Source organism: Chryseobacterium formosum (genome assembly GCF_026460885.1).
In the GTDB taxonomy this organism is placed as follows: domain Bacteria; phylum Bacteroidota; class Bacteroidia; order Flavobacteriales; family Weeksellaceae; genus Chryseobacterium; species Chryseobacterium formosus.
In genome coordinates this window covers 275,617-299,583 of record NZ_JAOVZW010000015.1, presented here as the reverse complement: position 1 = coordinate 299,583, position 23,967 = coordinate 275,617, and the positions used below count along the sequence as shown (strand labels likewise).

The 23,967-nt window shown below is 29.9% G+C and carries 23 protein-coding genes; 8 read left to right on the top strand and 15 right to left on the bottom strand.

Annotation, left to right across the window (positions count from 1 at the left end; all coding sequences use genetic code 11):
• The first annotated feature begins 82 nt into the window (after nucleotides 1–82).
• Both pdhA and OF897_RS13870 read left to right on the top strand, forming a co-directional pair.
• On the top strand, nucleotides 83–1,084 hold the full coding sequence (pdhA, locus tag OF897_RS13875; RefSeq protein ID WP_267266281.1) for a pyruvate dehydrogenase (acetyl-transferring) E1 component subunit alpha: 1,002 nt from the start codon (nucleotides 83–85) through the stop codon (nucleotides 1,082–1,084).
• An 89-nt stretch (nucleotides 1,085–1,173) separates the two neighbouring features.
• On the top strand, nucleotides 1,174–2,781 hold the full coding sequence (locus OF897_RS13870; RefSeq protein WP_267266280.1) for a 2-oxo acid dehydrogenase subunit E2: 1,608 nt from the start codon (nucleotides 1,174–1,176) through the stop codon (nucleotides 2,779–2,781).
• 110 nt (nucleotides 2,782–2,891) lie between these two features.
• On the opposite strand, the gene OF897_RS13865 is transcribed toward OF897_RS13870, so the two are convergent.
• On the bottom strand, nucleotides 2,892–3,215 hold the full coding sequence (locus OF897_RS13865; RefSeq protein WP_267266279.1) for a hypothetical protein: 324 nt from the start codon (nucleotides 3,213–3,215) through the stop codon (nucleotides 2,892–2,894).
• Between the two features lie 241 nt (nucleotides 3,216–3,456).
• Between OF897_RS13865 and OF897_RS13860 the strand changes: the two genes are divergently transcribed.
• A complete protein-coding gene (locus tag OF897_RS13860; RefSeq protein ID WP_267266278.1) occupies nucleotides 3,457–5,175 on the top strand; it encodes a helix-turn-helix domain-containing protein in 1,719 nt (572 codons plus the stop codon).
• Between the two features lie 569 nt (nucleotides 5,176–5,744).
• On the opposite strand, the gene OF897_RS13855 is transcribed toward OF897_RS13860, so the two are convergent.
• The gene (locus OF897_RS13855; protein ID WP_267266277.1) at nucleotides 5,745–5,915 is read right to left on the bottom strand and encodes a lmo0937 family membrane protein; all 171 of its coding nucleotides are present in this window, start codon (nucleotides 5,913–5,915) and stop codon (nucleotides 5,745–5,747) included.
• A gap of 330 nt (nucleotides 5,916–6,245) precedes the next feature.
• A complete protein-coding gene (locus tag OF897_RS13850) occupies nucleotides 6,246–7,016 on the bottom strand; it encodes a 4-hydroxy-tetrahydrodipicolinate reductase (protein WP_267266276.1) in 771 nt (256 codons plus the stop codon).
• A gap of 865 nt (nucleotides 7,017–7,881) precedes the next feature.
• Between OF897_RS13850 and OF897_RS13845 the strand changes: the two genes are divergently transcribed.
• The 3 genes from OF897_RS13845 to OF897_RS13835 all read left to right on the top strand — a co-directional run bounded on the left by OF897_RS13845 (nucleotide 7,882) and on the right by OF897_RS13835 (nucleotide 9,390).
• Nucleotides 7,882–8,484 (top strand): hypothetical protein, encoded by a 603-nt coding sequence (locus OF897_RS13845; RefSeq protein WP_267266275.1) that lies wholly within the window; start codon nucleotides 7,882–7,884, stop codon nucleotides 8,482–8,484.
• 111 nt (nucleotides 8,485–8,595) lie between these two features.
• Nucleotides 8,596–8,853: a SemiSWEET transporter gene (locus OF897_RS13840; protein ID WP_267266274.1), complete on the top strand. Its 258-nt coding sequence runs from the start codon at nucleotides 8,596–8,598 to the stop codon at nucleotides 8,851–8,853.
• Between the two features lie 213 nt (nucleotides 8,854–9,066).
• Nucleotides 9,067–9,390 (top strand): hypothetical protein, encoded by a 324-nt coding sequence (locus tag OF897_RS13835; protein ID WP_267266273.1) that lies wholly within the window; start codon nucleotides 9,067–9,069, stop codon nucleotides 9,388–9,390.
• 3 nt (nucleotides 9,391–9,393) lie between these two features.
• On the opposite strand, the gene OF897_RS13830 is transcribed toward OF897_RS13835, so the two are convergent.
• Together OF897_RS13830 and OF897_RS13825 are read right to left on the bottom strand one after the other, a co-directional pair.
• A complete protein-coding gene (locus tag OF897_RS13830) occupies nucleotides 9,394–9,831 on the bottom strand; it encodes a hypothetical protein (protein WP_267266272.1) in 438 nt (145 codons plus the stop codon).
• 1 nt (nucleotide 9,832) lies between these two features.
• On the bottom strand, nucleotides 9,833–11,215 hold the full coding sequence (locus OF897_RS13825; protein WP_267266271.1) for a serine hydrolase domain-containing protein: 1,383 nt from the start codon (nucleotides 11,213–11,215) through the stop codon (nucleotides 9,833–9,835).
• 179 nt (nucleotides 11,216–11,394) lie between these two features.
• On the opposite strand from OF897_RS13825, the gene OF897_RS13820 reads away from it, so the two are divergent.
• Complete coding sequence (locus OF897_RS13820) at nucleotides 11,395–12,102, top strand: DUF421 domain-containing protein (RefSeq protein WP_267266270.1); 708 nt, start codon at nucleotides 11,395–11,397, stop codon at nucleotides 12,100–12,102.
• A 66-nt stretch (nucleotides 12,103–12,168) separates the two neighbouring features.
• On the opposite strand, the gene OF897_RS13815 is transcribed toward OF897_RS13820, so the two are convergent.
• The 10 genes from OF897_RS13815 to OF897_RS13770 form a co-directional block, all read right to left on the bottom strand.
• Nucleotides 12,169–12,585 carry a hypothetical protein gene (locus tag OF897_RS13815; RefSeq protein WP_267266269.1) on the bottom strand — a complete coding sequence of 139 codons (417 nt, stop codon included), beginning with the start codon at nucleotides 12,583–12,585 and terminating at the stop codon, nucleotides 12,169–12,171.
• A gap of 136 nt (nucleotides 12,586–12,721) precedes the next feature.
• A complete protein-coding gene (locus tag OF897_RS13810) occupies nucleotides 12,722–14,011 on the bottom strand; it encodes a cryptochrome/photolyase family protein (protein ID WP_267266268.1) in 1,290 nt (429 codons plus the stop codon).
• Nucleotides 13,998–14,690, bottom strand: coding sequence for a lycopene cyclase domain-containing protein (locus tag OF897_RS13805; protein ID WP_267266267.1), 693 nt, complete (start codon nucleotides 14,688–14,690; stop codon nucleotides 13,998–14,000). The genes OF897_RS13810 and OF897_RS13805 overlap by 14 nt, the downstream gene beginning before the upstream one ends.
• The gene (locus OF897_RS13800; RefSeq protein WP_267266266.1) at nucleotides 14,691–15,149 is read right to left on the bottom strand and encodes a sterol desaturase family protein; all 459 of its coding nucleotides are present in this window, start codon (nucleotides 15,147–15,149) and stop codon (nucleotides 14,691–14,693) included.
• 1 nt (nucleotide 15,150) lies between these two features.
• A complete protein-coding gene (locus tag OF897_RS13795; protein WP_267266265.1) occupies nucleotides 15,151–15,612 on the bottom strand; it encodes an SRPBCC family protein in 462 nt (153 codons plus the stop codon).
• Between the two features lie 35 nt (nucleotides 15,613–15,647).
• Nucleotides 15,648–16,484 (bottom strand): phytoene/squalene synthase family protein, encoded by an 837-nt coding sequence (locus OF897_RS13790; protein WP_267266264.1) that lies wholly within the window; start codon nucleotides 16,482–16,484, stop codon nucleotides 15,648–15,650.
• Nucleotides 16,485–16,493: 9 nt separating this feature from the next.
• A complete protein-coding gene (locus OF897_RS13785; protein ID WP_267266263.1) occupies nucleotides 16,494–17,960 on the bottom strand; it encodes a phytoene desaturase family protein in 1,467 nt (488 codons plus the stop codon).
• A 2-nt stretch (nucleotides 17,961–17,962) separates the two neighbouring features.
• Complete coding sequence (locus OF897_RS13780) at nucleotides 17,963–18,634, bottom strand: MarR family winged helix-turn-helix transcriptional regulator (RefSeq protein ID WP_267266262.1); 672 nt, start codon at nucleotides 18,632–18,634, stop codon at nucleotides 17,963–17,965.
• Between the two features lie 150 nt (nucleotides 18,635–18,784).
• A complete protein-coding gene (locus OF897_RS13775; protein WP_267266261.1) occupies nucleotides 18,785–20,143 on the bottom strand; it encodes a T9SS type A sorting domain-containing protein in 1,359 nt (452 codons plus the stop codon).
• Between the two features lie 265 nt (nucleotides 20,144–20,408).
• Nucleotides 20,409–21,776 carry a tetratricopeptide repeat protein gene (locus OF897_RS13770; RefSeq protein ID WP_267266260.1) on the bottom strand — a complete coding sequence of 456 codons (1,368 nt, stop codon included), beginning with the start codon at nucleotides 21,774–21,776 and terminating at the stop codon, nucleotides 20,409–20,411.
• A gap of 340 nt (nucleotides 21,777–22,116) precedes the next feature.
• On the opposite strand from OF897_RS13770, the gene OF897_RS13765 reads away from it, so the two are divergent.
• Complete coding sequence (locus tag OF897_RS13765) at nucleotides 22,117–23,922, top strand: hypothetical protein (protein WP_267266259.1); 1,806 nt, start codon at nucleotides 22,117–22,119, stop codon at nucleotides 23,920–23,922.
• The last annotated feature ends 45 nt before the right edge of the window (nucleotides 23,923–23,967 follow it).

Genomic DNA, 23,967 nt, shown 5'->3' with positions numbered 1-23,967 from the left:
ATTGCTGTGCATATAATAAAAACGAAGTTTTTTTTATATTTTTGCTCAACTATTTCATAATAAATAAGCAAGAAGCTCGCACATGAAAGAATTTTCTAAAGAGGTATACCTTAAGTGGTATGAAGATATGACAATGTGGAGAAGGTTTGAAGACAAATGCCGTTCTCTTTATCTAAAACAAAAAATCAGAGGTTTTTTACATTTGTACAACGGTCAGGAGGCTATTCCGGCTGGTTTTACGCATGCAATGGATTTAACTAAAGACAGTATGATTACTGCATACAGATGTCACATCCATCCAATGGCGATGGGAGTAGATCCTAAAAGAATCATGGCAGAACTTTGTGGTAAAGCTACTGGTACTTCCGGAGGTATGGGTGGATCTATGCACATTTTCAGCAAAGAACACCGTTTCTACGGAGGTCATGGTATTGTTGGAGGACAAATTCCTTTGGGAGCTGGTATTGCTTTTGCAGATCAATATTTCGACAGAAAAGCAGTAAATATCTGTTTCTTTGGAGATGGTGCTGCAAGACAAGGTTCGCTTCACGAAACTTTCAACATGGCAATGAACTGGAAACTTCCTGTAGTATTTGTTGTTGAAAACAATCAGTATGCGATGGGAACTTCTGTAAAAAGAACTGCAAACCACGAAGACATCTATAAATTAGGTTTAGGATACGAAATGCCTTGTCTTGCTGTAGATGCAATGGATCCTGAAAAAGTGGCTGAAGCTGCTTACGAAGCTATTGAAAGAGCAAGAAGAGGAGATGGACCAACTTTTATCGAAGCTAGAACTTATCGTTTTAGAGGTCACTCAATGTCTGACGCTGAACCTTACAGATCTAAAGATGAAGTTGCTATTGCAAAAAAAGATGATCCAATTGAATTAATCAAAGCAAGAATCTTAGAAAACAACTGGGAAACTGAAGAAGAATTGGAAGCTACAGATAACAAATCAAGAGATTTTGTAGAAGAATGCATCGAGTTCATGGAAAATTCTCCATATCCTGATGCAGAGAAAGTTTACGAGTATGTTTATGCTCAGGAAAACTATCCGTTCTTAGATAAATTAGAAAACTAAAAAATAATAATTAATAATTAATTTGATATTTGAATTTGAGTTTCCCTAATCTCAAATCTCGAATCTCGAATCTCAAATCAATATATATTATGGCAGAAGTTATTACAATGCCACGTCTTTCCGATACAATGACGGAAGGAAAAGTGGCTAAATGGCATAAAAAAGTAGGAGACAAGGTAAAAGAAGGAGATATTTTAGCCGAAATCGAAACTGATAAAGCAGTACAGGATTTTGAATCTGAAGTTGAAGGAACACTTTTATATGTTGGCGTTGAAGAAGGTTCAGCTGCTGCAGTAGATTTAGTTTTGGCTATTATCGGAAATGAAGGAGAAGATATTTCAGGATTAACAGGTGGAGCTGCTGCTCCCAGTGCTGCCTCTGAAGATAAAAAAGAAGATCCAAAAGCAGAATCAAATACTACTTCAACTAAAGAAACTTCTACAGAAGTTCCGGCTGGTGTAGAAGTGATTACCATGCCTCGTCTTTCTGATACAATGACTGAAGGTAAAGTTGCTAAATGGCACAAAAACGTTGGAGATACAGTAAAAGAAGGTGATCTTCTAGCTGAAATCGAAACCGATAAAGCTGTACAAGATTTTGAATCAGAATTCAATGGAATTCTTTTGAAGCAAGGTGTTGAAGAAGGTGGAGCTGCTCCAGTTGATACAGTTTTGGCAATTATCGGACCTGAAGGAACTGATGTTTCTGCGGTTGGTGCTCCAAAAGCTGCTGCAAAATCATCAGATAAACCTGCTGAACAAAAATCTGAAATTAAAGCAGAAGAGAAATCGGTTGCACAAACTACAAATACTTCGTCATCAGACAGAGTAGCTATTTCTCCTTTAGCTAAAAAAATGGCTCAAGAAAAAGGTGTTGATATCAATTCTGTGCAAGGTTCAGGAGAAAATGGAAGAATCGTTAAAAAAGATATTGAAAATTATCAACCGACTGCTAAATCAGCTTCTTCAGCTCCGACTGCAAGTCCTGCTGCGCAAGTTGCATTGAGTTTTGTTCAGGGTGAAGATACAGAGACTCCAAACTCTCAGGTTAGAAATATTATTGCAAAACGTCTTTCTGAAAGTAAATTCTCTGCTCCTCACTATTATCTCATGGTTGAAATCAACATGGATAAGGCAATTGAAGCTAGAAAAGAAATCAACTCGTTACCGGATACTAAAATTTCATTCAATGATATGGTAATTAAGGCAACAGCAATTGCTTTAAGAAAACATCCGCAAGTGAATTCTAGTTGGGCAGGAGATAAAGTGATTCACAGAGGAAATATCAACGTTGGTGTTGCTGTTGCAATTCCTGATGGATTGGTAGTTCCGGTTCTTAAGAATACAGATCAAATGAATTACACTCAAATTTCAGCTGCTGTAAAAGATATGGCTGGAAGAGCAAAATCTAAAGGTCTTAAAGCAAACGAAATGGAAGGTTCTACATTCTCTATCTCAAACTTAGGAATGTTCGGAATTGAGACTTTCACAAGTATCATTAACCAGCCAAATGCAGCAATTCTTTCTGTAGGAGCAATTATTGAGAAACCAATCGTTAAGAATGGACAAATCGTAGTTGGAAATATCATGAAGCTTTCATTAGCTTGTGATCACAGAGTTGTAGATGGAGCGACAGGAGCTCAGTTCTTGCAGACTTTGAAAACATATTTAGAAAGTCCTTTAACTTTGTTACTGTAATTTTCTTTTTATATCATATAAAAACCTCTCATCTCGAGAGGTTTTTTTGTTTTTCATATTCACTATATAAAAAAACACCTGTTAAAATTATGACAGATGTTTTTTTTAATTTATTTAGTTTTCCAATGACTTCCATCTCTAGGAGGATCTTTCGGCCCATTGTCATCAATGCCAACACTTAATTTAATAGAATCTGATTTTAAAATAAAATTCTTAGGGGGATTTACTTTAACAGAATCCGTTGTTTTCCAATGTGAACCATCTCTTGGCGGATCTGTTGCCAAAGAATCATTTACAGGTCTTTGAGATTCAGTTTGATTAGATTGTGCAGACGATTGAATATCATCTTCTAAAAGGTTGTCATCTGATTGCCTACATGCAGTGATACATACTCCAATAGCAATTAAGCTGATTGCGATTAATTTTGTTTTCATTTTATTCTAGGATTAATGATTGAACTTGTTCTTAATTTAGATGCTCGAAATTACTCAAAAATAGATATACGTTACAAGTACATTAGGGTTTGATTTATAAATTTTTACTTCTAACTTAAAAACTTATATCAAATCTCCTATGATAATCTGCTATGTTAATTAATTAAACTCATTACACTAAAATTGCTTATAATAAATAGTTTTTACGTATTTTTGAATAAAATTTCTTGGGAAATATCTGATGAATAAAAGATTTTTTATAATTTTTTACAGCCTGTTTACTGCAATATTATATTCGCAGGATTTTTACTCGAACCTTCGAGAAAAATATTGGACTTATGAAGAAAATGATCCTAAAGCTCTTGTATATGTAAATCAATATATTAAAAAAGCAAAATCAGAAAATAACTATCCTGAGCTTTTCCAAGCTTATAAAGATGCGATTACATACTCTGAAAATAAAAAATTAAATTATGCAGACAGTGCAATTGCAGCTGCTAAAAATTCAAAAAATAATGATTTAATTGGTGATGCTTTTTTAACAAAAGGAGTTATTTATTATTTTAATCAAAGAAAATTTCAGTTAGCTTTAGAAGAATATTTAAAGGCTTATGAATATTTAAAAGATTCTAAAAATGAATATTTAAAATATAGAAATATTTATCATATTGGTGTTGTAAAAAGTTATTTAGGTTATTATGACGAAGCATTGGAAATATTTGAGCAGTGTATTAGCTTTTTTGAAACTAAAATTAATGGCGATATAAAAGAGAATTTGGTTTTTAATAATACTAAAGGCTATTTAAACTCTATGCACCAAGCAATTATTTGCTATCAAATGTTAGATAAGAGCAAAGATGCAGAGATTTTGCTTAAAAAAGCGGCAGAGAAAATTCCAAAAATTAAAGAATTTAATCTAGAAAATAGTTATTTTAAGAAAAGTCTAGGAGTTTCTGAATTTAAAAATAAAAATTATACGGCAGCAATCACTCATTTTGATCAGGCTCTTCCAGAGCTTATAAAAGTAAATGATTTTACTTGGGCTTCATATATATATTTCTATAAAGGAAAGAGTTATGAGCTTTTAGGTGATCAAAAACTTGAAGTTGAAAATTACAGAAGAGTTGACTCAATTTTTAATAAAAATAAATTTATTCTTCCAGAACTTAGAAGCAACTACGAAGAATTAATTGAGTATTACAAAAAAGATAATAATCATAAAGAAGAATTATATTACACTAATCAGCTTCTTAAAGTAGATAGCGTAATTGCTTCAGATTTTAAACATCTTTCAACCCGTATTTATAAGGAATACGATACAAAGATGCTTCTTGAGACAAAAGAGAATTTAGAAAAGACAAATTCATATAGTAAATTATTGATATTTATTTGTCTTGCAATTATTACAGCTTTAGGATTTGTAGTTTATTACAGAGTACGAAAGCAAAAAAATATCCAAAAAACTTATGAAGACTTACTTGTAAAACTTGAAGAAGGAAGTCAAATTGTACCTGTCACAATTCCGGTTAAAACTGAAGTTGTAGAACCGACAGATTCTAATGATAAAAGCATTAAGTTCGATAATAGTATTGTAGAGAAGCTTCTGAACGATATTCAGGTTTTTGAAGCAAATCAAGGATATTTGGAACAAGGTTTAACACTTAAAAAACTTTCAGAACAATTCAAAACAAATACTTCATACCTTTCCCAGGTTATTAATGAATATAAGGGAAGCAATTTTAATACATATATTAATGTTTTAAGAATCAATTTTGCAACGCAGAAAATTTATCAGGATAAAGAATGGAGAAAATATTCTATCGAACATATTGCTTCTGCTGCAGGTTTTAGCAATAGACAAAGTTTTTCAAATATTTTCCTTGAGCAAAATGGAATAAGACCTGCCGATTTTATTAAGAAAAGAATTAAAGAATTAGAAGATCAGAATAATAATTCTTAATTACAGAAAAATAATATAAAGACCCATAAAACGAAAAACGAACCTCAATTGAGGTTCGTTTTTTCTATTAATATAATGTAAATGATGGTGTCTTTTTTAATTGTAGAGAACAGGGTTCTTCTCCCTAGATTGTCCGAACCCTGATGTTCTACATGAAAACTGAATGATGAAAAGTTATTATATATGAATGATTAAGTGTCTCGTTTTATCTGTAACAAATATATAATCATAAAATTTCATTAACAACTTATTGTGGGTAGCATTTATAAATATTGACATAATAATTATAAATTCAAATTAAGAATATTAATATTAGTTGATTGTTTATCAGGGTTTTATATTTGTTATTTTGGGAAATTATTTTACTTAGTTATTTTACTTTTAATAAAATTAAAAAGAGTTTTTTTATTCGATTTTGTTTCAAAATGTAAAATGAAACTGAAATTTGATAATGGAATAAATAAAGATTATTAGAAATTATAATCAATTTTTTTAAATAAATTTTAGACTAACAAAAAAAGCGAGGTAAATATTTACTTCGCTTTATAATTTTAATTTTTAGAATAAATTTAATCCAAAGGTTTTCGTCCGGATATAATATTATATAGAACTACAATAATTGCAATTACTAATAAAACATGAATTAAATAACTGGTACTGATTCCTGGAATGATATTTAAAATTCCCAATAACCAAACAACAATGCAGATCACTGCAACTAGCCATAATACACTTTTCATAATAATATTTTTTAGGTTTATGTATTGTTATTAGCATATTGTGTGCCTTTTTTACCAAACTTTTAAATAATTTTAAGTCAACTAGATTTTCTAGTTAAAAATTTTAAAAATCTTATAATAGAAAAATCCCCAGTTTACAATAAAACTATGGGGATTTTAGATATTAATATTTATAATGAATGTGGTGTAATGAGTTTAATTTCATCTCATCATTTGCTTATTAAAGAAATTGCAAAGATTATGCCTTTTTGATCACTAAGTATTTATATAATAATAAATTATTGAATCTTATCGTAATAATAATGCTATACATTAATTTAGACTTAACCGTTAAGAAAGATTCTTATGAGAATCGCCGAAGAAAAAAGGTTTAAGTATATCTTCAAAATTATAAAGTCCTTTTGAGTAATTTTTTAAATGTTTTGCGACAAAAAGCGCACCGCTTCCAAATGCTTCCCGAGAAATTGATTCATGAACTAAACGCACTGTTTGATAAGGAAATCCAAAGATTACCTCATGTTTTCCTACAATTCCTCCAGCTCTTACAGAATTAATGTTGGATTCTTCAATATCTAAAGTTTCAGCAATTTTTATTGCAGTTCCAGAAACGCCAGATTTAGCTTTGAAATGTTCTTCAACGACTTCAATATCAACATCTGGTGCAATATTTTTAAGAAGACTTGCTGCAAATAGTAAATAATTAACTCCTAAAGTTATATTTGGCGACCAAAATACGGTATTTGTTTTTGCCAACTCATTTAGAAGCTGTTTTTCCTCAGTTCCGTAGTGTGAAATTGCAGAAATTATTTGTATTTTCTTTTCGGATGCAATTTTCCCGTATTTATAAATGCTTTCTGTAGAGGAAAAATCGATTATAATATCTACAGGATAATCTGTGAAAAATTCACTAAGATTTAAATTTTGCTGTGAAAAAATTTCTGCTTTATCGTTAGAATCCGAGTCAAGAAAATCTTTAGCAGAAGCATTTTCCATATTTTTACTGCTTCTTAAAACCCATTCAAGACTGAAATCTGGGTTTTGTAATATTACATTTGCTACTGCTTTACCTGCTTTTCCAAATCCTATTAAACCTATTTTCATAATTAAAATTTTGTAGTGTTAGTAATTTCTTTCTGTAAGATAGGAATTTTAATTTTTTGATTATGTTAAATAGCTATAAACAGATTTACAAAACGTAACGAGAAAAGTTTTAAAATTGAGATTTGAATTAGATGTATCTAGAATAGTAATGAAAGATAAATTCAACGTAAAATATCAAAGAAATGCAGTGTTTAAAGCACTTTAGTCTTATTACAAAAATTAAACCCTCCCTAAAAGGGAGGGTTTAATAAAAACACAAATGATGAAAAAAAAATTTTCATTTCAAATATAGGCAAATTTTTTAGATTAGGCTAAATTATTTAACAAAAAAGTAAATATTTGTTTTTAATACAATTAAAATAATGTTCATTCAAAATATAAAAAATCATGATTATGGCTATAATTTTAAGAGTTTGAATCTCTCAGTTTGATTTTAAATAGCTTGAATTTTAAATACTTGTGATTCAAATACTTGTGATTCAAATCATAGATTTGTGATTAAAGCCTTGTTAAATTTGAATTTGGCAAGATTTATGCTGTACTTTTTCAATTCGTGCTTAGATTTTTAAGTGAAAGTTATTTATTACATAATATTTTGATTTTCAATCATTTATCGTAAATATTATTGTAAGCATACAGATTTTGTACTGGTAAATTTCATTTTATTGTGATGTATATTAAATTTGTATTAAATTTTTACCGGAAAACATTTAAACATAGAATTGATTTAATTTAAAATAACTCAAATGATCAATGAAAAATAATTAATTCTAAAGATTGAAAATTACTTAGAAAGCTATAAAGTATTCAATCGATTCGATTCAAAAAAATCAATAATATTCAGTTTAAATAAAGGTTAAAATTAATGAAACCTAAAAAAGTTCCGGGAATTCCTTCACAGGTGAAAGGGGGTTTTCATGATACAGAAAGTATACAAAAAATTCAAGACAGTCAAGAAATTGATTTAAAATTTAATATTCTTAAAGAAAAGTTTTTCGACATAAATAAATGGGGAAATTATTGCAAAGAAACTCCGACAGAATTTACGCTTTGCGATTCTTCAGGAGAAACTGTTCAAAGATTACCTCAAATAGGGGATTATATCAAAATTCTGCTTACAAAAATTAATAATCCTAAACCAGAAGATTATCAATGGGTACAGATTGATATGATTGATAAGAGTAATCCTGATCGTTTGATGATTCAATGCAGACCTTCAAAATTGCCGGGAAATAATTTTGCCGGAAAAACGGTTCATTTTTATGCTGCAGGATCTTCTTCTACATTTGTTATTTCTAAAGGTAAAGATTATATCAAGATGGCAATTTATGGCAGAAATGAAAGTCCAAATAAAAATACAGGATTTTTAAACAGTATTAAAAATACTTTTATTGCTTTAGGCGGGATGGCTGGTTCTTCCAAAATTCAATGGCAATGTCTCGCAGACGGAATGATCGGTGCAAAATAAATACCACATTTAATTACATTGATTGATAAAAGCATACATTTGCTTCTTCACATCAAAGAAAACAACATAATTCTTTTATGTTGTTTTTTGTTTAATAATAAATCAAATTATATGAATGTCGAAGTTTTAGGTTTAGTTGCAGGAGGTTTAACTTCTATTGCCTCAATGCCACAATTAATTAAGGTCATTAAAACCAAAAATGTAGAAGATATTTCCTGGTTGATGCTTGTTATTTTAATTGTTGGGCTTTCGCTTTGGGTTTGGTACGGTATTCAACAAGATGAATTACCTATTATTTTGTCTAATGCTTTTGCGGTTTTAGTTAATCTTAGCTTATTTATATGTTATTTAATTTTCAGAGAAAAGTAATTTATGATTAAGGTCATAAAATAAGATTTTTTAACTTCATAGTTTTGAGTTATAGATAAGTATCAATCCAGATTTATATCTATGTTTTTAACTCAAGTTTTTTAGGCTGTTAATTTATTGACAGTCTTTTTTATTTTTAGATTAAAATTTTAATGATACCACAGATTTAATTGTTGGCAAAAGTTTTGTTTGTACAATCTCAAAATATTATTTATGAAAAATTCAGTAAAAATAGCTTTAGGAATTGTTACAGGTGGAGTTTTAATTTTTTTGAATCAAAAAAGAAAGCAAAGAAAAAATAAAGGAGAAATTTTTACTGCACCAGACGGAAACCAATACAAAGAAAATCAAATGTACAGAACTGCAGAAGGTGAAGTTTTTAGAAATGGTAAGAAAATGCGTGTTCAAGTTCCGATAGATTCTTCTCGCAATCAAAGTAAAGTTGATTCAAATTTCAACAATCAACATTTGAATGAAAACTTAAATTCTTCGAAAAATAATGTTTTGTATCATCAAAAAGGAGACAGACATCAATAAAGTTTAGCAATCATTGGCGTTGTAATTGGCTTTTTCCAGTTCATCTTCCATTTTTTCAATTTCAAATTTGGTTTGTTTTATCTTTTTTAAATTGACTTTAAGTTGTTTTTTTCCATCCGGAGAAATCCATAAACCTTGAAAATTGTCAGAATTACGTTTCAGTAACATCAATCCAGTATTATAATGCTCAACAAAAGTATATTGTTGAGCTTTTTCAGAAAAAGTAGTGTCGAGAAGAATCCAATTTCCGCTTTTATTATCGGTGTATTTGTAGATTCCTGAAGCAATAACATTCGGACAACCAGTTTCTTCAATTTTTAAATAGAAAGAAATATTTATTTTTCCATTAATTGTTCCAACGTATTTTTCCTGAGCTAAAATCTTTTGTGCACTGATAATTAATGAAGAAAATACTAAAATTAAGGTTGTAATAATTTTCATTTTATTCTTTTTTAAATGTGATTTTATTTTTTCCCTGTTCGAAAAACATTTCTGATTTTTCAGGATTAAAAGTTAATCTAAGTCCGGCTTGATCAAAAGTAAATAAATTATTCTCAAAAGATTCTGTCGCGAATTTACCTTGACCTTCTCCTTGCGCAAACAAAACATTACCTTCTTTAGTAATAGTGATCTTTATTGGAAAATTTTCTGATGAATATATACCCAAAAATTTATCTAAATCTGCTGAAGAATAAGTGAATTTTTTAATTTTTGTAACAATAATTTTTTCATTATTAAGAATTTTTCTTACAATCGGTAAAGAAAAATTACTTTTAGAAGTCTCTATATTTTGTAATATAATAATTGTTTGATCTTTGGATAAATTTCTTTCGATATACGTAAGATAACCTGCCCAACTTCCAGAATGAGCGGCAACTTTATCATTATTTTGTGATTTTGCAACTTGCCATCCAAAACCATAATCTGTCAATTTTCCGTTATTAAATTTTGCTCCCTGAAATATTATTGCTTTATCTTTTTCGTTAACCAATTTATCAGTGTACAAACTTCTGTCCCATTTCAAAAGATCTTCAGTAGTAGAATTTACCATTCCGTCACCAACAATTCCGTCGAGATAATAAGACAAATAAGATTTTCCTAAAGCATCGGGCGAAACGATAAATCCAAAATCATTTTCAATAAATCCTTTAGCATAATTTTCTACAACTTTTGGCTGAAATCTACTTCTGTAAACAAATGTATTTTTCATACCTAAAGGTTTGAAAATATTGGATTCTAAATAATCTCCGAAACTTTGTACTGAAGCTTTTTCTATAATATAACCTAAAAGTGCGTAACCTGTATTGCTGTATTCGTATTTTTCATTAGGCTGGAAATTTACTTTAGGTTTATATTTTGCAAATTCTGAAATAATATCATTATTTGTTGCAATTTTTTTCTTGTCCCAATTCTTAGAAAATAAATTGATATAATCGGGAAGTCCACCTGTGTGATTCAGTAGGTTTCTTACTGTAATGTTTTTATAAAATGAAAGTTCAGGAATATATTTTGAAATGGGATCATCATATTTTAATTTCCCCTGCTTTTCAAGTAAAACAATTCCCATTGCTGTAAATTGTTTGGAAACCGAAGCTAGTTCGAAAATTGTTGTATTATTCAAAAGTCTTTTTGTTTCATAATCGGCAACTCCGTAGCTTTTCTGAAAAACGATTTTCCCTTTTTCAGCTATCAAAACATTACCATTGAATGTTTTATTTTCATAATTTTTCGTAAAAAGGCTGTCTAGTTTTGCTGCTTTATTTTTGTCTTGAGCATTTAAAGAGACTGTAATTGAAAATATTATGGGGATAAGAAATTTATTCATTATTTAAGTTGAATTTTAGAATAGTTATTATCACTAAAATGTGATTTGTAAAGATAATTATTTTCTAAGTTATTATTAGATAATTTGTCGTTTGTTTGAAGGATTTGTTGCAAGTACTAATAAAAAAAGCTAAATTTTACCTTGGCTTATTTTTTGAATCTCTCAACTAAATTTTAATCATGTTTTTATCTGCTTTTTTAAGTTTCAGCTGGAAAGAATTATTTCTGGGAACAGAAGATTGGGGTTTCCTTTTAGAAATCATTCTTAGAACAGTCATCATGTTTCTCACCATTATTATAAGTCTTCGTGTTTTAGGAAAAAGGGGAGTGAAGCAACTTTCTATTTTTGAATTGGTTGTGATTATCGGTTTAGGTTCTGCAGCCGGAGATCCGATGTTTTATAAAGAAGTTGGAATTGTTTCTTCGATGATTGTTTTTTTAGTAATTATTATTCTTTATTCATCCATTACTGCTTTAATCGGAAGATTTAAAAAACTTGAAAATCTGTTTGAAGGAAAAGCAATTTACTTAATTGAAAATGGAGTTTTTGCTATTGATAATTTTAAAAAAGAAAATTTGGGAAGTGATGAATTTTTTGCTGAATTAAGAGTAAAAAGCGTTTCGCATTTGGGTCAGATTGAATTTGCGATTGAAGAAGTTTCCGGAGAAATAAGTGTATTTTTCTTTGAAGACGAAATGGTGAAATTTGGACTTCCTATTATGCTAAATTCTTTAGATCATACGATTCAAAATATTCAAATTTCAGGTCATTATTCTTGTACTTTTTGTGGATTTACAGAAGAAAAAGAAGTTGGTTCTGCTGGAAATTGTAAAAACTGTGGTAAAAAGAATTGGGTTGAAGCAAGTAATAAGAAAAGAATTAGCTAAAACAAAAAAAATCCCCGACTTTCGTCAGGGAAATTTAAAATAGATATATATAATTTGATTTGCCTTTTAAATAGCTGCTTTATGAAAAGAAGACTTAAAAAAAGCAGTCGTTTCTTTACCAAAAAGCGATGAAAAAATATTCTGAAATTCGTGAATATATTTACATCTAATCGTGTTTCCGTAGATTTTAAGACCTTCTACAAGTTTTTTGGATCTTAAATCAATGTCATATTTAATAAATGACTCAGGTCTTTCGTAACGAATTTGGTGATCTGAAGCATAAGTTCTCTTGAAACCAAATTTTTCTAACCAGTCTTCGGTAATTTTAATCGGATTAATTTTCTCTGCTGATAATGACACACTGTGCAAATCATTCTCAATCTTCACAAAATAATCGTTATTATTTTGGTAAATTTCGGTAATTGTAAAAATCTCGTTTTGGTATTCAACCAAGTTTTTAATTTTTAGATCAGTAACTTTCATATTATTTTGTAGTGTATTTGTTATTATGGTATGTAAGTTACTACTGGCAAATACTATGCCTTGCATTGTTGGTGTGGTACCTAAAGTTAAATCGAAATATTAAATTTTTGTAAATAAATTTTAATTTAGACAAAAATTAATCTTTCACTGCTTTTTTATAGGTTTCTAAAGCTCTGTTTCTTGCAAAAGTATGTTCAACAATTTGTGAAATTTTAGAATAATTTTCGGGTAACCATTTTTTTATATATTTTTCATCTTTATCAAATTTTTTGGTTTGCTCACTTGGATTGAAAATTCTGAAGTATGGCGCCGCATCGCAGCCACAACCTGCTGCCCATTGCCAGTTTCCGTTGTTGGAAGATAGTTCGTAATCTAATAATTTTTCGGCAAAATATGCTTCGCCCCATCGCCAATCGATCAACAGATGTTTTGTAAGAAAACTGGCAACAACCATTCTTACACGGTTGTGCATAAATCCTGTTTCGTTAAGTTGTCGCATTCCCGCATCTACGATAGGATAACCGGTTTTTCCTTCACACCAGAGCTTAAATTCAACTTCATTGTTTCGCCATTTGATTTTTTCATATTTTTCTTTGAAACAACTGTTGACAACTTTAGGGAAATGATAAAGAATCTGCATGAAAAATTCTCTCCAAATTAATTCATTCAGCCAGGTTTCATTGTGTTCAGAAGCGTATTTTACACATTTTCTTATCGAAATTGTACCGAATCGTAAAGCAATTCCCAATCTTGTTGTGTGATCTAAAGACGGAAAATCTCTGTATTGATTATAAGATTCTATAATTTTTTTATCTAAAATTGGCTCTTCGAAAATAAGGTCTGTTTTTTCAAAACCCATTTCTTTTAAACTGTGAATGTTTTTAGCTTTAAATGAATGAAAATTTTCAAAGTTTGCTTGACTTGAATGAATTTCTGTTTGATGAAATTTTTCTTTCCATTTTTTTGAAAACGGAGTGTACACAGTGTAAGGTAAACCGTCATTTTTTGTAATTTCATCTTTTTCAAAAATTACCTGATCTTTAAAATCTTTAAATTCAATATTATTTTTATTCAGGAAATCGGCAATTTCTTTGTCTCGTTTTATTGCTTGCGGTTCGTAATCACGGTTGCAGAAAACAGTTTCAACATCAAATTCTTTGATGATTTCTGTAAAAACTTCAAGTGGTTTTCCAAGATATGTTTTGATTCCTGATTGATGATTTTTTAATTCTTCATTCATTCCGCCTAAAACCTGATGAATATAATCAACTCGTCGATCAGATTTATTTTCAAGCTGGTTTAAAATTTCAGTATCAAATATAAAAATCGGGAGAACTTTTTGATCTGATTGTAAGGCAGAATTCAAACCTGTATTATCCTGAAGTCTCAAATCTCTTCGAAACCAGAATATATTAATCTTGCTCATTTTTTTTAAATTTATAAAAGAAGAAAAGATTCCAAAGAATCATTTCGTAGCCGTAAACTGTATCTTCAACTGGGATTGTTAAAATTCTGAAACCGATAAAATCTTTAGGATTATAATTAACGATTGGAGAGTCAAGTCCGGTTCCGGTAAGAATTCCGTTGACTGCTAAAAATCCTGGCATCAATACTAAATAAATGAAAGAAGCTTTACCAATCCACTTTACTTTTAACGCAAAATAAAGAACAGTTAAGCTAATTGCTGTTGTCAAAAAGGTAACGAAGGAATATATTTTATCTTTAAAAATTAGGGCTAAAATAAAACATGAAATAATTGAAATAATCAAGAAACCCTTTTCAATAGAAGGTTTCCAATCAAGCTTGAAAAATTTATCCAAACAAAAATATGTGAAAACGCACGAAAAAGGAATGCAGATAAAAAACAGTAATTCTTCGATGGGAAGACCGAAAAGTCTTTTTCCAATTAAATATTTATCATTGAACCACCAAACTCCATTTGCTGTAAACCAAATATCCCAAGCAATAAAAAAAGTGGCAACAATAGTTGATGAAAGCAAAAATGCTCCGAAGTGTCTGTGAAATTTAATTTTCGGATGAAAAGAAAATATAAAACAGATGATGATCGTGAAAAAATTAATCGCCAAATACGTGTATTGCCACATTTATGCTTTATTTTTATTGAAAAACATTTTAAAATATTTCACAGGAACCCAAAGAAAGCCGAAACATTCCCCGTATTCTTTTCCTGTATGTTTATGATGCTGTTTATGACCTCTTCGAATTGCCAATAAATAAGGGTTTTTTGTATTCTTCAAAATCTTGAAACGTTGATGAATAAAGATGTCGTGAACGAAAAAATATGCCATTCCGTATAAGGTAATTCCTATCGCGATATAAAAATAAGCGTTAAAATTATTAATTGTTCCGTAGTACATTAAAGCAATCGTTGGAATTGCAAAAATGGCAAAAAAGTAATCGTTTTTCTCCATTTTTCCTTCGTTGCTGTGGTCATGATGATCACGATGAAGTGTCCACAGAAAACCGTGCATCACGTATTTGTGAATGAGCCAAGTCATCCCTTCCATCACAAAAAATGTCACTAAAACAATTAAAAAATTCATGTTACTTTTTATTAAATTTTTTTTCTAAGAAATCAAAACGAAAGTCAAAAATATTTTCCAACTTTTTCTTTACCATTATTTTGTGTGCAAATTCACCTAAAAACCCAAAAGGAAGTTCGTAATTTACCTTATCAACCATCAAAACTCCATCTTCATTGGGTATAAAAAAGTGATGATGATGCCACATTTTAAAAGGCCCTTTATTTTGAAAATCTGTAAACATTTTATTTGATTCTACTTCAACGATGATAGTTTGCCATTTTAATTTTATGCCAAAAAGTGGAGAAACGTAATAATCTATTACCATCCCTTCATAAATTTCGTCTTCGCTAAGTTGCGTTCTGACTACAAAATTCATGTCTTTAGGGGTAATTTCTGAAAGATTATTGGCTGATGAAAAGAACTTCCATGCTGTTTCTAAATCACAGTTCAGTTGTTGCTGACGTTCAAGTTGATGAATCATAATTTATTTATGTTAATATTTAGGTTTTTGAAAATTTACAGGAATGACATTTTATATTGTACATAACTGCTCATCATGAGAGAAAATTTCTTTCCATTTGAAATTCTGATTCTCTGATTAATTATTTTGTTGGCTGAAGTTCTTTTTATCTTTCTGAAAAGAGAAATATAATATCGATAGGCTAGATAAACCCCAAATCTAGAGGAATTTGGTAAATTTTTTATGCCTTCTAAAGCTTCTTTAAATTCATCATAAATTTCCTGTTCAATCTGAGCTTTTACAATATTATCAAAATACGAAATATCAACATTTGGGAAATAAGTTCGTCCTAAAATTTGATAATCATCTTTCATATCACGCAAAAAATTGACTTTCTGAAAAGCCGAACCCAACTTCATTGCAGTAGGTTTTAATTTTTCATACATTTCTTTATTTCCATCGACGAAGATATGAAGACACATCAAACCTACCACTTCGGCAGAGCCGAGAATGTATTCTTTATAAAGGTCTGAATTATAGTCGATTTTCTGCAAATCCATTTCCATGCTGTTGAGAAATTGATTGATTAATTGTACATCAATCTTGTAATGATGAATGGTCTCTTGAAAAGCCTGTAAAATTGGATTCAACGAAATTTTCTCTTCCAAAGCCTGATTCGTTTGTTCACGAAATCTCGTTAAAAGAGTAGTGCGGTCAAAATCATGAAAGCTGTCGACAATTTCATCTGCCAATCTTACATAGCCATAAATTGCGTAAATAGAATTTCTAATCTTTGGAGAAAGCGCCAAAATCCCCAAAGAAAAACTTGTGCTGTACTGTTTTGTGGTCTGTTTACTGATCTTATAAGAAAGTTCGTCAAAAAGTTTTTTCATATAATTGGGTTATTTGATGGCTTCGGTTGCAGCTATTTTTCCTGAAATAATCGATGGTGGAACTCCCGGCCCAGGAACGGTAAGTTGCCCCGTGTAAAATAAATTTTTCACTTTTTTATTTCTCAATGAAGGTTTTAAAACTGCAGTCTGATTCAGTGTATTTGCCAAACCATAAGCATTTCCTTCATACGCATTATAATCTTTTTTGAAATCACTAATGCAATAGCTTTTTTTATAGTCGATTTTTGATAAAAGATTTGATGATTTGGTATGTTTCTCAAGTCTTTGTATCATTTCAAGAAAATATTTTTCCCGTGTTTCTTCATTGTCTTTAATTCCTGTTGCGATGGGCATTAGAAGAAATACATTTTCGCAATTTTCAGGAGCTACATTTTTATCTGTTTTTGACGGACAACAAGCATAAAATAAAGGTTTTGTAGGCCATTTTTTATCTTCATAAATTTCTGAAGTATGCAATTCTAAATCATTTTCAAAAAACAAAGTATGATGTTTTAGGTTTGGAATTTTTTCTTTAAATCCTAAATAATAAATCAGACATGAAGGTGCAAAAGTTTTCTTTTTCCAATAGTCTTCGCTGTAATTTTTATATTCTTTTTTAATTAAATTTTCTTCGGTATGATGATAATCGGATGACGCAATTACTGTGTCAAATTCAATTTCTGTTCCATTAACAACGATTGATTTTACTTTTCCATTTTCAATTTCAATTTTGTCAACATTTGAATTTAAATGAAATTTTACGCCCTGTTCTTCAGCGATTTCAGACATTGCTTCAATCACTTTGTAAAAACCTCCCATTGGATACCAAGTTCTTAATTTGTAACCGCCATAATTCATCAAACTGTATAAAGCGGGAATATCTTTAGGAGCAGCTCCGAGAAAAATTACCGGAAATTCCATTAACATAATCAACTTCGGATTTGTGAAATATTTTCTTACAAAACGATGGAAATTAGATAATAAATCGAGTTTTAATGCGCTTTTTGCAATTTTAGGAGATACAAATTCAAACCAAGAATGACAAGGTTTTGTAACGAAATCTTTCATCCCAACTTCATATTTATATTGCGCATCGTCCATGAATTCGTCTAACTTTTTTGCTGATCCTTTTTCAATATTTTCAAAAAGATCTCGCATTTCAGAATAATCTTGGGGAACAGCCATAACTCCATCAGAAAAAACCATTTCAAATTGTGGATTTAATGAAACCAATTCGTAGTAATCAGAAGAAGTTTTCCAAAAATCATTGAAAAAATCTTCTATAATATCGGGCATCCAATACCAACTTGGGCCCATATCAAAAACATAACCGTTATCCGTTTTAAATTGTCTCGCTCTTCCTCCAAGACTATCGTTTTTTTCAAAAACATGAACTTCATGACCGTCTTTCGCTGCATAAGCTGCAGCAGATAATCCTGAAAATCCTGAACCAATAACTGCTATTTTTTTAATCATAATTAATTATCATTAAATGAATTTTCTTTGAAAACCGTATCTATTAAATTAATGCTTTCAATATTTCTGCCAAAAATAGGATTGTGGAAATGATCGAGCTTATTTAGTAATTCAATCAGAGTATATTTTTCATCCTCAGTAAGATTTCCACTTACAATTTTTGAAGCATTTCTAATATTTTTCATCTGTTTTTCAAGTACATCAATTCCTTTTTGAGTAATACTGATAACTTTTGTTCTTTTATCTGTTTTAGAATCGACCTGTTTTACCCAATCATTTTTTATGAGACGATTGATGATAAGATTTCCTACAGGTTTATCCTGAATGTTTTTTTTAATTAGCTCTGTTTTAGTCATTTCCCCGAAAGATTGTAGATTAATTAAATAAATAAATTCTTCCTGGGTGGAAAATTCTGAACCCGCAATTGCCGACTTGGAGTAAGTTTTCGCATATCGGTTTAAATGAACGAGTAGTGTACTAATCACACTTTCCGGACTTCTTCCATTTTCTTTCCCTTCCCAAACAATATTTCTTGCTGAAGGCTTTATATTGTTTTGCTGATTTTGAATCCATTTTTTAAATCCTTCAATATCAGAAATATATTGAGAATTTTTATTTTCAGAATCGAATTGTTCTAAGAGCTTAATAGCATCTTTTACCAATGTGTAATCCATATCTAAACTATTTAATAGTACACAAATATAATTTATTTATTTTTAATAATATATTTATGAACTATTTTTATGTTCAAATAAAAAATAAGACTTTGAAAAAATCAAAGCCTTACTCTTCTAAATTTAATTTCTATGTACGATTTATTTCTTCTAATTTTTAATCACTTTTTTCGTGATTTGTTTTCCGTTTTCAAGATTGATTTTCACAAAGTAAACTCCTTTAGGATAAGATGTTAAATCAACTTGCTGATTGTCTGATTTTATACTCAAAACTTGTCCGACAGTATTGGTAATTTCCACTGATTTTATTTTTGAATCTCCTTTAATATTTACAATTCCTTTAGTTGGATTAGGGTAAATATTAAATTCATTTTTCTTTATATCGTTTACAGATAAAGCGCCAAGTGAGAATTTTTTAACCTTAATTCCGGTTTGAGAATAGGTAAGAACCAAAGAATTTGTTGTTGCATCATATTGTAAATCGTTATATGTTGCAGTTCCGTCAGATACAAAATCACCACCCAAAGTTACCCAAGTATTTGTAGTAGAATTATATTCATAAACTGTGTTTTTGCCACTATTTACAGCCCATCCGCTTGCTACAGTATATAATTTTCCGGTAGGAGTTACAGCAATCGATACATTATAAAGATCATTTGAAATTCCGAAATCAGCGTTCCCAACTTGTATCCAGTTTGTTCCATTAAATTTTTTCACATTTAATTTCCTGTTATTAGATGATGGAGAAGAATAAACGACATATAACGTATTGTCTGAGCCAATTGCAATGTCTGAAGTTGCATTTGTTCCTTCTGTGAATGTGGTTCCAACATTTGCACCACCAACCAAAGTCCATGCATCTGTTGCTGAAGCTGTTTGATTGTTTTCATAAACTTTTACCCCGGAAACATTGTGGGTAATGTAAACTTTGCCATTTGTTCCTATTACCATTTCTGCATTATATGGTACTCCACCTGCAATACTTGCTGTTCCAACCTGTTCCCAAGCACCATTTACAAATCGCTGAACCGTTCCCGAACCATAAGAACCATAAGCAAACAAAACGTTTGAAGGAGAAACTGCCGAAGCCTGATAATTTGTTGTAGATGTAGAAACACTTGGTAAAGAAGACCATGCAGATCCTTCAAATTTGCGTGCTTCAAAACCTGTTCCTTGATTTGTGTAATATACAATACTTCCCGATGGATTTATCGCTAATGAGCTGTATGTAGCTGCTCCAGTCGTGATTCCTGCGCTTCCTCCAAGATGCGACCAAGAGGTTCCGTTAAATTTTTGAACGGATCCCTTGCTAACCGAAAGATCGTAATAAGAAACATAATAGTTTCCCTGTGCATCAATTACAAGGTTATTAAAACTTCCGTTTCCTGCAGAAATGTTAGCAGCAGAACCAACGTTTTCCCATTGCTGAGCATTAATAGAAATCACATTTGCAAATATTCCTAAAGCTATAAGAGTTTTTGCGAAATTGAAAGTGGAGATTTTTACCATAAATATTTGTTTTTAATCAAGTTTGATTTTACAGATTTATTTAGAAAAAGCATTTAGATTTTTAAATAAATTGCTGTCATTTTATCTGTTGGCAAATATATTATGCGAAAAATTGTTTTGGAAGTATTTTTACGGAATCTTTATCAAATCACGTACTCATTAGATACTTTTTTGAGTTATAATAATTAAATAATGCTATTTTTAATGAATAGTTTAAATTTTGTAGCAGTGTGATTGAATAAAATCAAAACTCAGTTTGTTGTAATTATATCTGATCGATCCAATAATAGATATCGACATTTTGAGGAATATCTAATTTTTTTCTGATCCTGTATTTTTTATTCTGAACCGTTCTGGTTTCTATGAAACTGATCTTTGCAATTTCTTTTGTCGTCAATTTCATTTTTAAAAGAGCACAAAATTCTATCTCTGATTGTTGTAAATCTGAACTTTTTGCTAAGAGTTTTTTAGAAAAATCTGGATAAATATTTTCAAAAGCAAACATAAATGCAGGATCTCTTTTTTCTAAAAGTTCCATCAAATCATGATAAGCTTCGCTGAGATTGATGTCGGGTTTTGTTTCAGTTTCGGTTATTGTATTCTTATTTTTTCTTTTGTAAGTAAAAAATAGAGTAGTACCAATTGCAGCTAAAGCAGGAATAACCCAATACCAAAAAGGATTTTGTGAGTTTTCTTGTTCTTTTTTATCTTTATTAATAACTTCTTGCAAAGAATTGTACTTGCTTTTTAAAGTTTTTAATTCATATTGCTCAATTTTAGCTCCATAAAAATTTGCGCTGTCTTTTACATTGAGAATTTCGTAAATTTCTTTGAGCGAATGATAAATCTGATTGGCATTAATCTCAGTTCCATCTTTCTTGCTGATATAAAGTGCTTTATGGAAGTTTTTTATCGAACTTTCATAATTTTTTTTGTCCTTATAAACCTTTCCAATCACAGAATAATTGTCAATCATCGATTTGTCATCAGCAACATCTCCAGGTTTTATTAAAATTGATTTTTTTGCATAGTGATAAGCGGAATCTATATTGTATTGACTATAAATATTAGCCAGGTTTGCATAATTTAAATACTGAAAATTATCACGTTCATTTTTGTTTTTCAGCTGCTTACCGCTTTCTATTTCTTCGTAAATCTTTTTAGCTGCTTCTTTCGGTTGATTTTTATCTAAGTAAATATTTGCAAAACTATTAAGAACATTAGATTTTGCGTAGAATATTCTCTCACTGTTTGGATCTCCTTTTTGAAGAAGTTTATAGGCAGAATTCAAATAAGAAATGGCTTTATCCGGAAATTTATTGATGGAATAAGTTTCAGCGATATAAATATTAGACATCGCCTCAAAATAAATATCTTTATATAAATGAGATTTTTTCTGAAGATTTTCACTCGTAATAATCAGACTATCCATCATATTTTTGCCGTAAAAATATCGGCATTTTCTGTCGAGAAGCTTCATTTCAGAAATAGAATCTTTTAGAATAACAGACTGTTTCAAAAGACCATTTAATTCGCTGTAAGCTTTATCAATATTGGTTTTGTAGAGTTTAGAATTATTTGTAATCCTGATTTTCAATTCTTTGGCGGTCAGTTTTTGCTGGGCTGTTGCCAAAAAACTAAAAAATAAGGTAAATAAAAAGAGTGTTTTTCTAAACTCAAACATTATAAATTGATAAATATTTATGGAATTAAAAACGTAAATTTAATAAATAAAGATTTAAAAAACTACCAAATTACCATGATTTTTAACAATAAATTTATAAAAATGTAATATTTTTTATAATTCTTTGATTTTGCGAATTGTACAGTAATGGATTTGAATTTAAATATTATTTATTGCATAATTTGATGTAAATATTTACTTTTGTAGAGAGTTTTACAAATAAATTCAAAGGTTTTCAGATCATTATCACTTTCATAGAAATATGAAAGAAAATTTTATTGTTAAAATAATGATTAATAAACCTTTACACAGCTTTCATATTCCCGTTATGGGATTATCTTACACGATAGACAGTCCGATTCGTGTCGCACAATACGGAATTTCCTCAGTTATATCGATCATCGATGACGAAATTGTAGAAAAAATGAAAAATTTCTACAGCAAAAAGTTCAATCTCAACTATTTTGGAATTTCAACAAAAACCGAAGATTACAGAGCAAAAAGAATTACCGATTATCTCGATATGATGGATGATATCATAACCGGGAAATTTGAATCTTTCAAAGAAGAAATTTCAAAAAATACAGATGCGCTCAAAAATTTCATGACGATGCTTCCAAATACATCCGAACTGAAAAATGGATTGCAAAATATTCTAAATCAAGGAGATTCTTTTGCTTCAAACATTAAAAGTTTTATTGAAAAAAATCTTGTTCCGGGAAGTATTGATGTGAATATTATGACCAAGGTTGATAAAGATAATTATCGTAATAATGAACAGCTTCCTGTAATTTTCAATGATGCACATGCTTCTCTTCGTGGTTTTGCTCAAAGTAAAATCTCTTCATCAATGGTGCTTTCTGCAGGAATGAATCCTCGTTTATACAGTTATATTGAAGAGTTTGATGATTTTTTTCCTGATGCAAATAATTATATTAAAAAGAAGATTATTTTAAAAGTCAGTGATTTCCGTTCGGCGATGATTCAGGGAAATTTTTTGGCAAAAAAGGGACTTTGGGTTTCAGAATACAGAATTGAATCAGGTTTAAATTGCGGCGGTCATGCTTTTGCAACAGAGGGATTATTGCTCGGTCCTATTATGGAAGAATTTAAGACAAAGAAAAACGAATTAATTTCTTCTGCACATTCGTTGATGATTAAAGCTTTAGAACAAAAAGGGAAATATGCTCCAATTGAACCTTTAGAAATGAAAATTACCGTTCAAGGTGGAGTAGGAACTTCTGAAGAGCACAATTTTCTTTTAGAAAATTATAACGTTGACAGCGTTGGTTGGGGTTCGCCGTTTTTACTGGTTCCAGAAGCAACTTCGGTAGATTCTGAAACCAGAAATCTTTTGGCAAAATCAAAGCAAAATGATTTTTATCTGAGTAATATTTCTCCATTGGGAGTGCCGTTTAATACGGTAAAAGGAACATCAAACGAGATTTTAAAATATCAAAAAGAAGCCAAAAATAAGTATGGAAGTTCTTGTCCGAAAAAATTACTGGCTTTAAGTAAAGAATATTCTCCGGAAGGAATTTGTACTGCATCGAAAAAATATCAAGACATTAAATTAAATGAGCTTGAAGATCTAAAAAATGATTTAACAAACGAGCAGTTTCAATCTAAAAAAAATACAATCACTGATAAAGCTTGCCTTTGTGTAGGTTTAGTAAATTCGGCATATTTAGAAAACGGAATTGAAACAAAAGGTGAAAAGCAAGGCGTTGTGATTTGCCCGGGACCCAATCTTGCGTATTTCGATAAAGAATTATTACTTTCAGAAATGATTGGACATATTTACGGAAATGGAAATGTGCTTTCGGAAACTGATCGACCAAATATGTTTATTAATGAACTAAAAATGTACGTGGATCATTTACAAAAAGATATTTCAAATTTTTATGGAGAGTTAGCAAATTCTCAAATCAAAAAATGGAATATTTTTAAATCTAATCTTTTTGAAGGAATCAATTATTATGAAGAACTTTTTAAATCTTCAACTTACTTTAAAAGCGATAAAAATAGAATTTATACTCAACTTGAGCATTATAAAACAGAGTTAGAGAAGGTTAAAATTCCTAAATTGAATTAATTTCTGATACCCTGCGATAATTTCAAAGGGTGTTTTTTTAAATAT